Here is a 13,488-nt window from a genome sequence, read left to right as displayed (position 1 = left end):
GCCTTCGTCTCGCCGGGGTTTTGAAACGTCACAATACTACGTTGCCAGATATCGCCGGGTCGATAGACTCCGATCTGAAACGTTTCGATCTATCAAGGAGTGTCCGATGACGGTCACAGTGAGCCATCCCCACTTCGAGCATCACCGCATCGCGCTGGGGATCGGCGAGCGTCGGCCGCGTCTGTCCTGGCGGGTCACCGATGCCCCCGAGGGCTGGCGGCAGTCGGCGTACCGTGTCGAGACCACGCGGGGCTCCAGCGCACCCGAGGTCTTCGACGTCGTATCGGCCGAGCAGGTGCTCGTCCCGTGGCCTGGAACGCCGCTGCGCTCGCGGGAACGGGTCTCCGTCCGCGTCAGCGTCCGCGGCGCCGACGGCGTCTGGGCGGATGCCTCGCCCGCAGCGGTCGTCGAGGCAGGTCTGTTCGAGCCGTCGGACTGGCAGGCTCAGCCGGTGGGGGGATCATGGCCCGAGGACGCGGACTCCGATGATCGACGCCCGCCACTTGTCCGCCGCGAGTTCACGGTCGACGGCGAAGTCGCCAAAGCCCGCCTCTACGCCAGCGCGCACGGGCTGTACGAGGCCGAACTGAACGGAGCCCGCATCGGCGACGATGCCCTGTCACCGGGGTGGACGGTGTACCGGGAACGCCTTCGCTACTACACCTACGACGTCACCGACCTCATCCAGCAGGGCCGCAACGCCATCGGCGCGTGGCTCGGTGACGGCTGGTACCGCGGCCGGCTCGGCTGGCGGGGCGGATTCCGCAATCTGTTCGGCACCGACCTCGGCTTCATCGGCCAGCTCGAACTGACCTTCCGCGACGGACGCCGAGAGATCGTCGCCACCGATGCCGCTTGGCGTGCAGCGGTCGGCCCGATCCTGCGCAGCGGCATCTACGACGGCGAGGACTACGACGCGCGCGACGAGTGGGACGGGTGGACCCGGGCCGACTTCGACGATGGCGAGTGGCACCCCGTCACCGTCGGCCGACGTGACCCCGCCACCCTCGTCGCACCGACGGCTCCCCCCGTCCGGTGCACGCAGGATGTGCCACCCGCGTCGGTGCTGACGACCCCGAGCGGCCGGCGGATCCTGGACTTCGGCCAGAACCTCGTCGGCCGGGTGCGTGTGCGCACGATCGGCCCCGCCGGGACCACCGTCACGGTGCGCACCGCCGAGGTGCTGCAGGATGGCGAGCTCTACACGCGTCCGCTCCGCGGCGCGCGCTCGACCGACAGCTACACGCTCGCCGGGCGCGAGGACGGCGAAACATGGGAGCCGCGGTTCACCTTCCACGGCTTCCGGTACGCCGAGCTGTCGGGCTGGCCCGGCGATCTGGATGCCGCGGTCGCGGCAGGCGACGTGGTCGCCCGGGTCCATCACACCGACCTCGAGCGCACCGGGTGGTTCGAGTCATCCGACCCGCTCGTGAACCGCCTGCACGAGAACGTTCTCTGGGGCATGCGCGGCAACTTCGTCGACATCCCGACCGACTGCCCGCAGCGCGACGAGCGCGTCGGCTGGACGGGCGACATCCAGGTCTTCGGCCCCACCGCGTCGTTCCTATACGACGTGTCGGGCATGCTCGGCGGCTGGCTGCGCGACGTCGCCGTCGAGCAGCTGCCCGACGGCACGGTCCCCTGGTACGTGCCCGTCATCCCCGCCCACGACATGTGGACGCCCATCCGTCCCGGCGCGGCGTGGGGGGATGTCGCGACCTTCCTGCCGTGGACGCTCTTCCAGCGCTTCGGCGACCGCGGAATGCTCGAGGCGCAATTCGACAGCGCACGGCGCTGGGTCGATCTCGTCGACAGGCTCGCGGGCGATGACCACCTGTGGGACGAAGGCTTCCAGCTCGGCGATTGGCTCGATCCAGCGGCTCCGCCGCAGGACCCCGCCGACGCGCGAACCGACCGCTATCTCGTGGCGACGGCGTACTTCGCCCGGTCGTCACGGATCACCGCGTGGATGGCGGCGGAACTCGGCCTCCTCGAGGAAGAGGCCCACTACGCCACGCTGGCCGACGCGATCGCGGCCGCATTCGCCGACGAGTTCCTGCTTCCCGATGGACGCATGACCAGCGACGCCCAGACCGCATATGCGCTGGCATTGGAATTCGGCCTCATCCCCGACGCCGAACGCCGCAGGGCCGCAGCCGCGCGGCTCGCGACCCTGGTGCACGATGCGGGCAACCGCATCGCCACCGGCTTCGTCGGCACACCGCTCGTGACCGATGCGCTGAGCCGGAGCGGGGAGCTGGATGCCGCATACGACCTGCTCCTCGAACGCGAGTGCCCGTCGTGGCTCTACCAGGTGGGCATGGATGCCACGACGATCTGGGAGCGCTGGGACTCGATGCTTCCCGACGGCACTGTGAACCCCGGAACGATGACCTCCTTCAACCACTACGCGCTGGGCGCGGTCGCCGACTGGATGCATCGCGTCGTCGCGGGGCTCGCGCCCGCCGAGCCCGGCTACCGCCGGATCCGGTTCGCGCCGCGTCCCGGCGGCGGGCTGACCTCAGCCGCTGCTCGCCACCTCACGCCCTATGGTGAGGCCGCGATCGACTGGCGGCTCGAAGACGGCGGCATGCGAGTTCGGGTCGCCGTCCCGGTCGGTGCCACGGCGGTGCTCGACATCGAGGGACGCGAACCCGAGGACCTCGGACATGGAGTCCATGAGCGGATCCTCCCGCTCCAGGCCGTGATGGACATCGCATGAGCGCCGGTCGTCGCATCGCCTTTCTGCACACGGGAGTCGTCGTCATCGCTCCCGTCATCGAGCGAGCTCGCGCGGCCCTGCCGGACGCGACCTTCGTCAACTACCTCGACGATCGCATCGTCGCTGATCTCGGCGACCCCGAGCGCGCGGCATCCGTCCCCGACCGGGTCGCCGATCTGGTGCGCGCCGCCCGGAGTGCGGGTGCCGAGGTCGTGATGCTGACGTGCTCGTCGATCTCGGACCTGGCGGCGCCTGTCGCAGCCGCTGTCGGGATCCCGGTGCTGCGCATCGACGAGGCGATGGCGGATGCCGCCGTCGCGACCGGGGATCGGATCGCCGTGCTGGCGACCCTGCGCACGACGTGCGCGCCGACCGTCGGCCTGCTGCGCGAGCGCGCCGCGCTCGCCGGCCGGGATCCGCAGATCATCGAGGAAGTCGTCGAGGGCGCATTCGCCGCCGTCTCCTCGGGCGACCGGACGACCCACGATCGCCTGGTCGCCGCGGCGGTCGAGCGTGTGGGCGCAGCGGTGGACGTGGTCGTCCTCGCGCAGGCGTCGATGGCGTCCGCGGCCGAGGCCGCCCATGTGGGTGTTCCCGTGCTGACCAGCATCGCGTCGGGCGTCGACCGCCTCCGCCACAGCGTGGATTCGGGCGGTCGCACCGTCTACGCCGAAGGAGACCGGCCATGACGCTCGCAACGCACCAGCCGCTGCGGCCGCTCGGCGCCGACGGAGCCCGATGGTCGCGCGGGTTCTGGGGCGGCATCCATGCTCGCACTCGTGACGTCACGATCCCGTCGATGTGGGCGTCGCTGTCCGACCCCGCGGTCAGTCCGGGGCTGCAGAACTTCCAGCGCGCGGCCGGGCTGGAAGGCGGCATCCACGAAGGGCCGCCGTTCATGGACGGCGACTTCTACAAGTGGCTCGAAGCCGCGATCGCGACGCTCGAGACCGATCCCGATCCCGACCTCGCCGCTCGCGTCGAAGACGTCGCGCTCCTCGTCGCCTCTGTGCAGCGTGAGGACGGGTACCTGCACACCCCGACCGTCATCGCCGCGCGCAACGACGAAGACGTCACCGCTCTCGCCGACCGGTTCGACTTCGAGACCTACAACCTCGGACACCTCATCACTGCCGGCGTGCGCCACTACGAGGTGACCGGGAGCACGACGCTGCTCGACGTCGCCGTCAAGGCCGCCGGCTTCCTCGAGCATCTCGCCGCCGACAGTCCGGGCGAACTCGCCCGCAGTGCGATCTGCCCGTCGCACTACATGGCGGTCGTCGACCTTCATCGGGCTACTGGAGACGACCGCTACCTGCGCCTTGCGGAGTCGTTCGTCCGGGTTCGAGACGAGTTCGACGGTGGCGACGACAACCAGGATCGTCTTCCGGTTCGCGAGCAGACCGTCGCCGCCGGCCATGCCGTGCGCGCGAACTATCTCTACGCTGGGCTGGCCGACCTCGCCATCGAGACCGCGGATGTCGAGCTGCTCGACGTGCTGGAGCGCCTGTGGCGGGATGTCGTCGACACGAAGCTCTACATCACCGGCGGGTGCGGAGCGCTCTACGACGGCGCATCCCCGGATGGACACCCCTGGCAGGGCGACATCAGTCGCGTGCACCAAGCCTACGGGCGCGCATATCAGCTGCCCCATGCGACGGCGCATGCCGAATCGTGTGCCAACGTCGGGATGATCCTGTGGAGCGAGCGCATGCTGGCGCTCACCGGGGACGCACGGTACGCAGACACCATCGAGCGCATCGCCTGCAACGCGCTGCTCGCCGGCATCAGCCTCGCCGGCACCGACTACTTCTACACGAACCCGCTCCGGCAGGTGCGCGACCTCCCGTTCGAGCTGCGCCGCGCGGGCGACACCGGGCTGCACCCTGTGCCCCCGCCGCCGCCATCCGACGAGCGTCTCCGCGAGCCGTACCTCAGCTGCTTCTGCTGCCCGCCCAACATCGCGCGCACCCTGGCGCGATTCCACGAGCGGGTGGCTTCGGTGTCGACTGACGGCATCCATGTGCACCAGTACGGCGGAAGCGACATCCGGTTCGCTGCGGACGACGGGCGCACGCTCGCGCTCTCAGAGGAGAGCGACTATCCGTGGGACGGGCGCATCGCCTTCCGGGTGACCGAGGCGGGCGGCGGCGGGATGCCGGTGCACCTCCGCATCCCCGGATGGTCGGCGGGCGCCACTCTGACCATCAATGGAGAAGCCGCTCGGGTGTCGGCGCCGGGGACGTACACGGCGGTCGAGCGCACCTGGACCGCGGGAGACGAGATCGTCCTCGCGCTGCCGATGCCGGTGCGCATCCTGCGGGGCCATCGCCTCGCCGAGGAGCTCGCGAACCAGGTCGCGGTGCAGCGCGGGCCGATGGTGTACTGCATCGAGAGCCAGGATCTTCCGTCGGGCGTACGCCTGGAGCAGGCGTCGCTGCATCGCGGCGCACGCTTCGAGCCCCGCGAGATCACGCTGGGCGGGCAGCGACTCGTCGCGCTCGAGACCGAGCTCGCGATCCTGCCCGTCGGCGACGGCACGCGGCTCTACGACGTCCTCGGGAGCGATCCGGTCACCACCGCGACGGCGAGACTGATCCCCTACTTCGCGTGGGGCAACCGCGGGGCGTCGGAGATGTCGGTGTGGCTTCCCCTGGTGTGGTGACCCGATGAGCGAGCAGGTCATCGCGAGCTACGTGATCGAGACGTCCCTGGCGCTCCAACGCGCCGCCGAGGTGCTGGCCGGCGAGCAGTCGACAGGCACGTTCGTGCGCGTCGAGCGCGAGACCGACGACGTGCGCACCCGCTTCGCCGCACAGGTGCACGAGCTCACCGAGCTGGACCCGACCGGAGGGAACCCACTGCCGGGCTCTGTCGGCGATCCGGCGCAGCGCCGTCGGGCGCTCCTGCGACTGCGCTTCCCGCTCGACAACTTCGGGCCCTCGATCCCGAACCTCCTCACTGCCGTGGCGGGAAACCTGTTCGAGATCAAAGAGCTGGCCGCGGTGAAACTCGTGGATCTCGACCTCCCTGCGCCGTTCGTCGACCGCTACCAGGGCCCTTCCTTCGGCATCGACGGGACGCGCACCCTGATGAGCCGACCGCGGGGAGCGATGATCGGCACGATCGTGAAGCCCTCGATCGGGCTGTCCCCTGCCGAGCTCGCCGACGTCGTGGGGGAGCTCGCAGGCGCAGGCGTCGACTTCATCAAGGACGACGAGCTCCAGGGGAACGGGCCTTCGGCCCCGCTGACCGACCGGGTGCGCGCCGTCATGCCCGTGCTGGAGCGCCATGCCGACCGCACCGGCGTCAAGCCGATGTACGCCTTCAACATCACCGACGACATCGACCTGCTGGAGCGCAACCACGACCTCGTCGTCGCAGCCGGCGGAACCTGCGTCATGGTGTGCATCAACATGGTGGGCCTTGCCGGACTCGCAGCCCTCCGTCGCATATCCCGCGTACCCATCCATGGGCATCGCGCCGGCTTCGGCGCCATCAGCCGCTCCGACCAGGTCGGCATCGGCTTTCGAGCGTGGCAGAAGCTCGTCCGGCTGAGCGGCGCAGATCACCTCCATACGAACGGGATGTCGAACAAGTTCTACGAATCGGATGCCGAGGTGCTCCAGTCGATCGCGGCGGTGCGCGAGCCGCTGCTCGGCCTCGTGCCGACCGTGCCTGTGCTGTCATCCGGCCAGTGGGCGGGACTGGCCCACGCGACCTACTCCGCCGTCGGAACGGCCGACCTGCTCGTGCTGGCGGGGGGCGGCATCCACGGTCACCCCGACGGCGCGGCGGCCGGAGTCGAAAGCATGCGCGCCGCATGGGAGTCCGCGGAACGGGGTGAATCCGCCCAGGGTGCGCTGGAGCGGTCGGCCGCGCTTCGCCGGGCGACCGAGCGGTTCGGGCCGGTCCGTGTCTGACGTGCGCGCGGCGTTCTACGGCGATGACATCACCGGCAGTGTCGACGCACTGCTGCAGTTCGCACGGGAGGGCTGGCGTGGCCGCCTCTTCGTCGGCGTTCCCGGCTCCGATGCGCTCGCCACGGCGACGGACGACTGCGACGTGATCGGAATCGCGGGCATCGCACGATCGCTGCGAACCGACGATCTGGAGGCGGAGGTGCGTCCGGCGCTCGTCGCGCTCCTCGCACTGGATCCCGCCATCATCCAGTACAAGGCATGCTCGACGGCGGATTCCTCGCCTCAGATCGGGAGCCTCGGCCGCGTTCTCGAGATAGGCCGCGATGTCGTCGGCGAGCACTCGGTTCCGATGCTCTTCGCGCAGCCGGATTTCGGGCGATACACGGTGTTCGGGCACCACTTCGCGTCCGAAGGCGGTGCGGTCTACCGCCTCGACCGCCAGCCGACGATGTCGACGCACCCCTCCACCCCGATGACCGAGTCCGACCTCGCACTTCACCTCTCACGACAGACGCGGCTGCCGATCGGGGCCTTCCACGTCACCGGCTACAACAGCGCCGCCGCCATCGCCGCACGGCTGGGCGGCGATGACGATGCCGCCGTCGTGCTCGACGCCGTCGACGACGGGCATCTGCGGATGGTGGGCGACGCGCTGGTCGCGCTCCCCCGCCCTGTGTTCGCGATCGGGTCCGGCGGTCTGAGCCGCGCGATCGCGATGGCCGCGGGGTCGGGCACAGTGGCGCTGCCCACCGCGACGCCCGCGCGGGGTCCGGTCATCGCGGTGTCCGGCAGTCTATCCCCGCAGACACGAAGGCAGATGGATGCCGCCGCCCGCGCCGGCTGGCATGTCGGGGAGCTTCCGCTCGATGCCTCTGGGCGCGCAGAGAGGATCACCGACGTCATCGCCGACCTCGCCGCGGGACGGAGCGTCGCGCTCACGGCGGCCGACGCCGCAGCGGACGAACACGCCGACCTGCTCGGGGCGATCGCAGAGAGCGCCGCGACCATCGTCAGGGCGGTCGCGGTGAAGGGTGCGGCCTCCCGTGTCATCATCTGCGGCGGCGACACGTCAGGGCGTGTCGCGAGTCTGCTCGGCACGACGTCGCTGACGATCGCTGCGAATCCGTGGGACAACGTCGTCCTGCTCCGCGCCCACGCGACCGCACCGGGGATCGATGGTCTCGAACTCATCCTGAAGGGCGGGCAGGTCGGCTCGGACGACCTCTTCGAACGCGTCCGCGAACTCGGCCTCATACCGATCCCGCGGCGACCGGCTTGACAGGATCCACCGTCGACCCGTACCGTTGCAGGACAGAATGAAACGATTCATTCCGCCATCACCACCCCTCACCGCCGAGGGAACGACACCAGAGACCATGCACCGCATCTGCTTCCAGCTTCAGGTCAGGCCCGAACTGCTCGATGAGTACCTCGAGCGTCATCGCGCCGTGTGGCCCGACATGCTCGCCGAGATCGCGGCTGCGGGTCGGCGCAACTACTCCCTCTTCCTCGGCGACGGCGGACGCCTCATCGGCTACTACGAGACCGACGACGACGAAGCCGCGCAGGCGTACCTTGCGGCATCCTCCATCGCCGCTCGATGGGAAGCGGACATGGGCGGGTTCTTCGCCGGCCTTGACGGCCGGCCCGACCAGGCCGCCACACCCCTCACCGAGATCTTCCACCTCGAGGACCAGCTCGCCGCCGCGACTGCGTCCTCATCCGCGACCGACGACGAAAGCGATCCATTGTGAGCACTCTCTCCCCTGCCGTCCTGCAGACCCTCGAGGGTCAGGCCATCGAGCTGCCCTCGTGGGCGTTCGGCAATTCCGGCACGCGCTTCAAGGTGTTCACGACGCCGGGCACGCCCCGCGACCCCTACGAGAAGATCGCGGATGCCGCCGAGGTCAACAGGGCCACCGCTCTGGCGCCGAGCGTCGCGCTGCACATCCCGTGGGACAAGGTCGACTCGTACGACGACCTCCGCAAGCATGCCGAGGATCTCGGCGTCGCACTCGGCACGATCAACTCGAACACGTTCCAGGACGATGACTACAAGTTCGGCGCGCTGACCCACGAGGACGCGGCGATCCGCCGGAAGGCGATCGACCACCACCTCGACTGCATCGACATCATGGATGCGACCGGCTCGCGCGACCTGAAGATCTGGCTCGCCGAGGGCTCGAACTATCCGGGTCAGGCAGATCTGCGCGGTCGCCAGGACCGGCTGCACGAGTCGCTCTCGACCATCTACGCGCGCCTCACCGGCGAGCAGCGCCTGGTGCTGGAGTACAAGTTCTTCGAGCCGGCGTTCTATCACACCGATGTTCCGGACTGGGGGACGTCCTACGCCCAGGTCGCCGCGCTCGGCGACCGGGCGATGGTGTGCCTCGACACGGGACACCACGCGCCGGGCACCAACATCGAGTTCATCGTGATGCAGCTCCTGCGCCTGGGCAAGCTCGGCTCCTTCGACTTCAACTCGCGCTTCTACGCCGACGACGACCTCATCGTGGGCGCCGCCGACCCGTTCCAGCTGTTCCGGATCCTCTTCGAGGTGATCCGCGGCGGTGGACTCAACAACCCCGACGTGGCCTTCATGCTCGACCAGTGCCATAACGTCGAGAAGAAGATCCCCGGCCAGATCCGCTCGGTGCTGAACGTTCAGGAGATGACCGCCCGCGCGCTCATCGTCGACCACGATGCGCTCCGCGCGGCGCAGGTGTCGGGCGACGTGCTCGCCGCGAATGCGGTCCTCATGGACGCGTTCTACACCGACATCCGTCCCGCGCTGGCCGCGTGGCGTGAGGACCGCGGCCTGCCGGCCGACCCGATGGCGGCGTACGCGGCATCCGGCTACCAGGAGAAGATCGAGACCGACCGCGTCGGCGGCGTCCAGGCCGGCTGGGGCGCATGACCCTCGCGCAGCAGGAGGAGCTCACCCTCGACGGCCCACACGGTCCGCTGACGGTGCGGGTCTACGCGCCCGATGTCCCGGCAGGCCCCGGGCTGGTGTGGCTGCACGCCGGCGGCTTCGCCGGCGGCGACCCCGACATGCCCGAGGCGGACTGGGTCGCCGCGCAGTTCGCGCGGCGCGGGGTCACGGTGGCGTCGGTGGACTACCAGCGCGGGGCCGGCATCGACCTCGACCTGCACACCGAACGGGGCACGCGCCACGGCCACCTCAACCAGCCCGACCACCCTGGCGCCACGGCATCCATCGACCGCTTCGCCGCTCGAATCCTCGCCCTCTCCCACCCCTCCTCCGCTCACCTGTCACGACACGCCGACGCCACCGGCCGATCCTGACAGGCGAAGCGACAGACGCAAGGACACCCACCATGACCAGTCCCACCGCCGCCGAGCTGATCGCTCGGTCGAATCGCCTCGGCGCAGATCCGAAGAACACGAACTATGCCGGCGGCAACACGTCTGCGAAGGGCACCGAGACCGACCCCGTGACGGGTGAGCCGGTGGAGCTGCTCTGGGTGAAGGGCTCGGGCGGCGACCTCGGCACCCTGACCGAGTCGGGGCTCGCAGTGCTGCGGCTCGACCGCATGCGCGCTCTCGTCGACGTCTACCCGGGCGTCGACCGCGAGGACGAGATGGTCGCCGCGTTCGACTACTGCCTCCACGGCAAGGGGGGTGCGGCGCCATCCATCGACACGGCGATGCATGGTCTCGTGGATGCCGCGCACGTCGACCACCTGCACCCCGATTCGGGCATCGCGTTCGCCACCGCGAAGGACGGCGAGAAGCTCACGAAGAAGGCTTTCGGCGACAGGGTGGTGTGGGTGCCGTGGCGCAGGCCCGGCTTCCAGCTGGGCCTGGACATCGCCGCCATCAAAGCGCGCAACCCCGGCGCGATCGGCTGCATCCTCGGCGGTCACGGCATCACCGCCTGGGGAGACACGTCGGAAGAGGCCGAGGCGAACTCGCTGTGGATCATCGAGACCGCGCAGGCGTACATCGACGCCAACGGCAAGGGCGAGCCGTTCGGCAAGGAGCGCGCGAAGTACACCGCGCTGGATGCCGACGCACGGCGTGCGAAGGCCGCCGCTCTGGCTGCGACCATCCGCGGGCTGGCGTCGCACGACAAGCCGATGGTCGGCCATTTCACGGACGACCCCCGGGTGCTCGAGTTCCTCGCCTCGGCCAAGGCGCCCAGGCTCGCTGCTCTCGGCACGAGCTGCCCGGACCACTTCCTGCGCACCAAGGTCAAGCCGATGCTGCTCGACCTGCCCTCCGACGCCCCCATCGAGAAGGCCGTCGCACGGCTGAAGGAGCTGCACGAGGCTTACCGCGCGGACTATACGGCGTACTACGACGAGCACGCTACGGCCGACTCGCCCGCGATCCGCGGCGCCGACCCCCTCATCGTGCTCGTCCCCGGTGTGGGCATGTTCAGCTACGGCGCCAACAAGCAGACCGCCCGCGTCGCCGGGGAGTTCTACCTGAACGCGATCAATGTGATGCGCGGCGCCGAGGCGATCTCGGCCTACACGCCGATCTCGGATGCCGAGAAGTTCCGCATCGAGTACTGGGCCCTCGAAGAGGCCAAGCTGCAGCGGATGCCCAAGCCCAAGACCCACCAGGGGCGGATCGCCTTCGTCACGGGTGCGGCATCCGGCATCGGCAAGGCCATCGCGACCCGCCTCGCCGCCGAGGGCGCGTGCGTCGTCGTGGCCGACCTCGACCTGGAGAAGGCGCAGGCCGCCGCGACGGAGCTCGGGAACACGGATGTCGCGATCGGCGTCGCCGCGAACGTCGCCGACGCCGACGGGGTGCAGGCCGCCATCGACGCGACGCTGCTCGCGTTCGGCGGCATCGACCTCGTCGTCAACAACGCCGGGCTCTCACTGTCGAAGCCGCTGCTGGAGACCACCGAGAAGGACTGGGACCTGCAGCACGACGTCATGGCGAAGGGCTCGTTCCTGGTGTCGAAAGCGGCCGCTGCCGCTCTGATCGCACAGGGGCTCGGCGGCGACATCATCTACATCTCGTCGAAGAACTCGGTGTTCGCGGGACCGAACAACATCGCATACTCGGCGACGAAGGCCGACCAGGCCCACCAGGTGCGCCTGCTCGCGGTGGAGCTCGGCGAATACGGCGTGCGCGTCAACGGGATCAACCCCGACGGGGTCGTCCGCGGCTCGGGCATCTTCGCATCCGGCTGGGGCGCCAACCGCGCCGCGACCTACGGCGTGAAGGAGGAGGACCTCGGCAAGTACTACGCCCAGCGCACCATCCTCAAGCGCGAGGTCGTGCCCGAGAACGTCGCCGACGCCGTCTACGTGCTCACCGGGCCCGAGCTCTCGCGCACGACGGGCCTGCACGTGCCCGTCGACTCCGGCGTCGCGGCGGCCTTCCTGCGATGACCACCGGCGGCAGCGTCGCAGCGGTCGACCTCGGGGCCACGAGCGGACGCGTGATGCTCGGGCGCGTGGATCCCGGTCGCGGCACGCTCCAGCTCGAGCAGGTGGCGCGGTTCCCGAACGGTGCGGTGCGGCTGGCCTCCGGCCTGCACTGGGACCTGACCGGTCTCTACGCCGCAGCCCTGCGCGGGCTGGCCGACGCCGTCCGCGCAGAGCCTGGCATCGCCAGCATCGGGATCGACGCGTGGGCCGTCGACTACGCCATGCTGCGCGGCGACCGGCTGCTGGGCGAGCCGTTCCACTACCGCGACGAACGCAACGATGCCGGGGTCGCCGCCGTCCACACCCGCGTGCCGTTCGCCGACCTCTATCGCCGAAACGGCCTGCAGTTCCTGCCTTTCAACACGCTGTACCAGCTCGCCGCCGAACACGGGAGCGGATGCCTCGACCTCGCCGACTCACTCCTGCTGGTTCCCGACGCGCTCGCGTTCCTGCTCACGGGCGCCCGGATCGCAGAGCGGACGAACGCGTCCACCACCGGCTTGCTGCGGGTCGACGACGGACAGTGGGATGTCGAGCTCATGACCGAGCTCGGGTATCCGGCATCCCTCTTCCCCGGGCTCGTGGATCCGGGGACGGTGATCGGCTCGCTTCGCGATTCCGTCCGAAGCGAGATCGGCGCCGACCGCGCCATCGACGTCGTCGCTGTCGGCTCGCATGACACCGCGTCCGCCGTCGTGGCGGTCCCCATGCGGGATCCGGCCACGGCCGCGTACATCTCGTGCGGCACCTGGGGGCTGGTCGGCCTCGAGCTCCGGCATCCCGTCACGAGCGATGCCGCGCGGGATGCCAACTTCACGAACGAGGGCGGCGTCGATGGGCGCGTGCGCTTCCTCCACAACGTCATGGGGCTGTGGCTGCTGAGCGAGTCCGTGCGCCAGTGGGAGCGGGAGTCGGGCCAGTCCATCGACCTGCCGACACTGCTCGCGGATGCTGCCGAGGTGGGCGAACCCGTCGCGCTGTTCGACGCGAACGACCCGGGATTCCTGGCACCCGGCGATCTGCCGGCGCGGATCGCGGAATGGTACCGGGCGCGCGAACTGGCGGTGCCCACCACGCGCGCCGCCTTCACCCGGGCCATCATCGAGAGCCTCGCGGAAGCCTTCGCCACGACCGTGCTCACCGCCGGCGACCTCGCGGGGCGCTCGCTGGAGACGATCCACATCGTCGGTGGCGGCGCGCTCAATGCCCTGCTGTGCCAGCGGACGGCCGACCGCGCGCAGATCCCCGTGCTCGCCGGTCCCGTCGAGGCGACCGCCATCGGCAATGTGCTGGTGCAGGCGCGCGCGCAGGGCTGGTTCGGACGGGATGCCTCCCTCGAGGCGTTGCGCTCTCTGGTTTCCGCGGCCTACGCTCCGCATCGCTACGAGCCGAGGCTGGAGGCCTGAACGCCGTCCTGCTTGGCCTA

10 protein-coding genes are annotated in these 13,488 nt (G+C 69.9%); all 10 read left to right on the top strand.

Annotated features, from left to right (window positions below):
* Positions 1-106 precede the first annotated feature (106 nt).
* Positions 107-2,722, top strand: coding sequence for a family 78 glycoside hydrolase catalytic domain (locus ABD212_RS09730; protein ID WP_344093872.1), 2,616 nt, complete (start codon positions 107-109; stop codon positions 2,720-2,722).
* Positions 2,719-3,411, top strand: coding sequence for an aspartate/glutamate racemase family protein (locus ABD212_RS09725; RefSeq protein WP_344093870.1), 693 nt, complete (start codon positions 2,719-2,721; stop codon positions 3,409-3,411). Before ABD212_RS09730 ends, ABD212_RS09725 begins: the two co-directional genes overlap by 4 nt.
* Complete coding sequence (locus ABD212_RS09720; RefSeq protein WP_344093868.1) at positions 3,408-5,387, top strand: glycoside hydrolase family 127 protein; 1,980 nt, start codon at positions 3,408-3,410, stop codon at positions 5,385-5,387. Before ABD212_RS09725 ends, ABD212_RS09720 begins: the two co-directional genes overlap by 4 nt.
* 4 nt (positions 5,388-5,391) lie before the next feature.
* Complete coding sequence (locus tag ABD212_RS09715; RefSeq protein ID WP_344093866.1) at positions 5,392-6,645, top strand: RuBisCO large subunit C-terminal-like domain-containing protein; 1,254 nt, start codon at positions 5,392-5,394, stop codon at positions 6,643-6,645.
* Positions 6,638-7,924, top strand: coding sequence for a four-carbon acid sugar kinase family protein (locus tag ABD212_RS09710; protein ID WP_344093864.1), 1,287 nt, complete (start codon positions 6,638-6,640; stop codon positions 7,922-7,924). The genes ABD212_RS09715 and ABD212_RS09710 overlap by 8 nt, the downstream gene beginning before the upstream one ends.
* A 97-nt stretch (positions 7,925-8,021) precedes the next feature.
* On the top strand, positions 8,022-8,399 hold the full coding sequence (locus ABD212_RS09705; RefSeq protein ID WP_344093862.1) for an L-rhamnose mutarotase: 378 nt from the start codon (positions 8,022-8,024) through the stop codon (positions 8,397-8,399).
* On the top strand, positions 8,396-9,562 hold the full coding sequence (rhaI, locus tag ABD212_RS09700; protein ID WP_344093860.1) for an L-rhamnose isomerase: 1,167 nt from the start codon (positions 8,396-8,398) through the stop codon (positions 9,560-9,562). Before ABD212_RS09705 ends, rhaI begins: the two co-directional genes overlap by 4 nt.
* Positions 9,559-9,954 (top strand): hypothetical protein, encoded by a 396-nt coding sequence (locus ABD212_RS09695; RefSeq protein WP_344093857.1) that lies wholly within the window; start codon positions 9,559-9,561, stop codon positions 9,952-9,954. Before rhaI ends, ABD212_RS09695 begins: the two co-directional genes overlap by 4 nt.
* A 32-nt stretch (positions 9,955-9,986) precedes the next feature.
* Positions 9,987-12,023, top strand: a complete 2,037-nt coding sequence (locus ABD212_RS09690) for a bifunctional aldolase/short-chain dehydrogenase (RefSeq protein WP_344093855.1) — start codon at positions 9,987-9,989, stop codon at positions 12,021-12,023.
* Positions 12,020-13,468 carry a rhamnulokinase gene (locus ABD212_RS09685; RefSeq protein WP_344093853.1) on the top strand — a complete coding sequence of 483 codons (1,449 nt, stop codon included), beginning with the start codon at positions 12,020-12,022 and terminating at the stop codon, positions 13,466-13,468. The genes ABD212_RS09690 and ABD212_RS09685 overlap by 4 nt, the downstream gene beginning before the upstream one ends.
* The last annotated feature ends 20 nt before the right edge of the window (positions 13,469-13,488 follow it).

The sequence above is a fragment of the Microbacterium deminutum genome, assembly GCF_039530205.1.
In the GTDB taxonomy this organism is placed as follows: Bacteria; Actinomycetota; Actinomycetes; order Actinomycetales; family Microbacteriaceae; genus Microbacterium; species Microbacterium deminutum.
Note: the sequence above shows the minus strand (reverse complement) of the source record. Positions and strands in the feature narration are given on the sequence as shown.

What these genes read in the sequence shown, in the direction of transcription:
- ABD212_RS09690 (WP_344093855.1), top strand. Translation starts at nt 9,987, where the DNA reads ATGACCAGTCCCACCGCCGCCGAGCTGATCGCTCGGTCGAATCGCCTC.
- ABD212_RS09685 (WP_344093853.1), top strand. Translation starts at nt 12,020, where the DNA reads ATGACCACCGGCGGCAGCGTCGCAGCGGTCGACCTCGGGGCCACGAGC.
- ABD212_RS09730 (WP_344093872.1), top strand. Translation starts at nt 107, where the DNA reads ATGACGGTCACAGTGAGCCATCCCCACTTCGAGCATCACCGCATCGCG.
- ABD212_RS09695 (WP_344093857.1), top strand. Translation starts at nt 9,559, where the DNA reads ATGACCCTCGCGCAGCAGGAGGAGCTCACCCTCGACGGCCCACACGGT.
- ABD212_RS09720 (WP_344093868.1), top strand. Translation starts at nt 3,408, where the DNA reads ATGACGCTCGCAACGCACCAGCCGCTGCGGCCGCTCGGCGCCGACGGA.
- ABD212_RS09705 (WP_344093862.1), top strand. Translation starts at nt 8,022, where the DNA reads ATGCACCGCATCTGCTTCCAGCTTCAGGTCAGGCCCGAACTGCTCGAT.
- ABD212_RS09725 (WP_344093870.1), top strand. Translation starts at nt 2,719, where the DNA reads ATGAGCGCCGGTCGTCGCATCGCCTTTCTGCACACGGGAGTCGTCGTC.
- ABD212_RS09715 (WP_344093866.1), top strand. Translation starts at nt 5,392, where the DNA reads ATGAGCGAGCAGGTCATCGCGAGCTACGTGATCGAGACGTCCCTGGCG.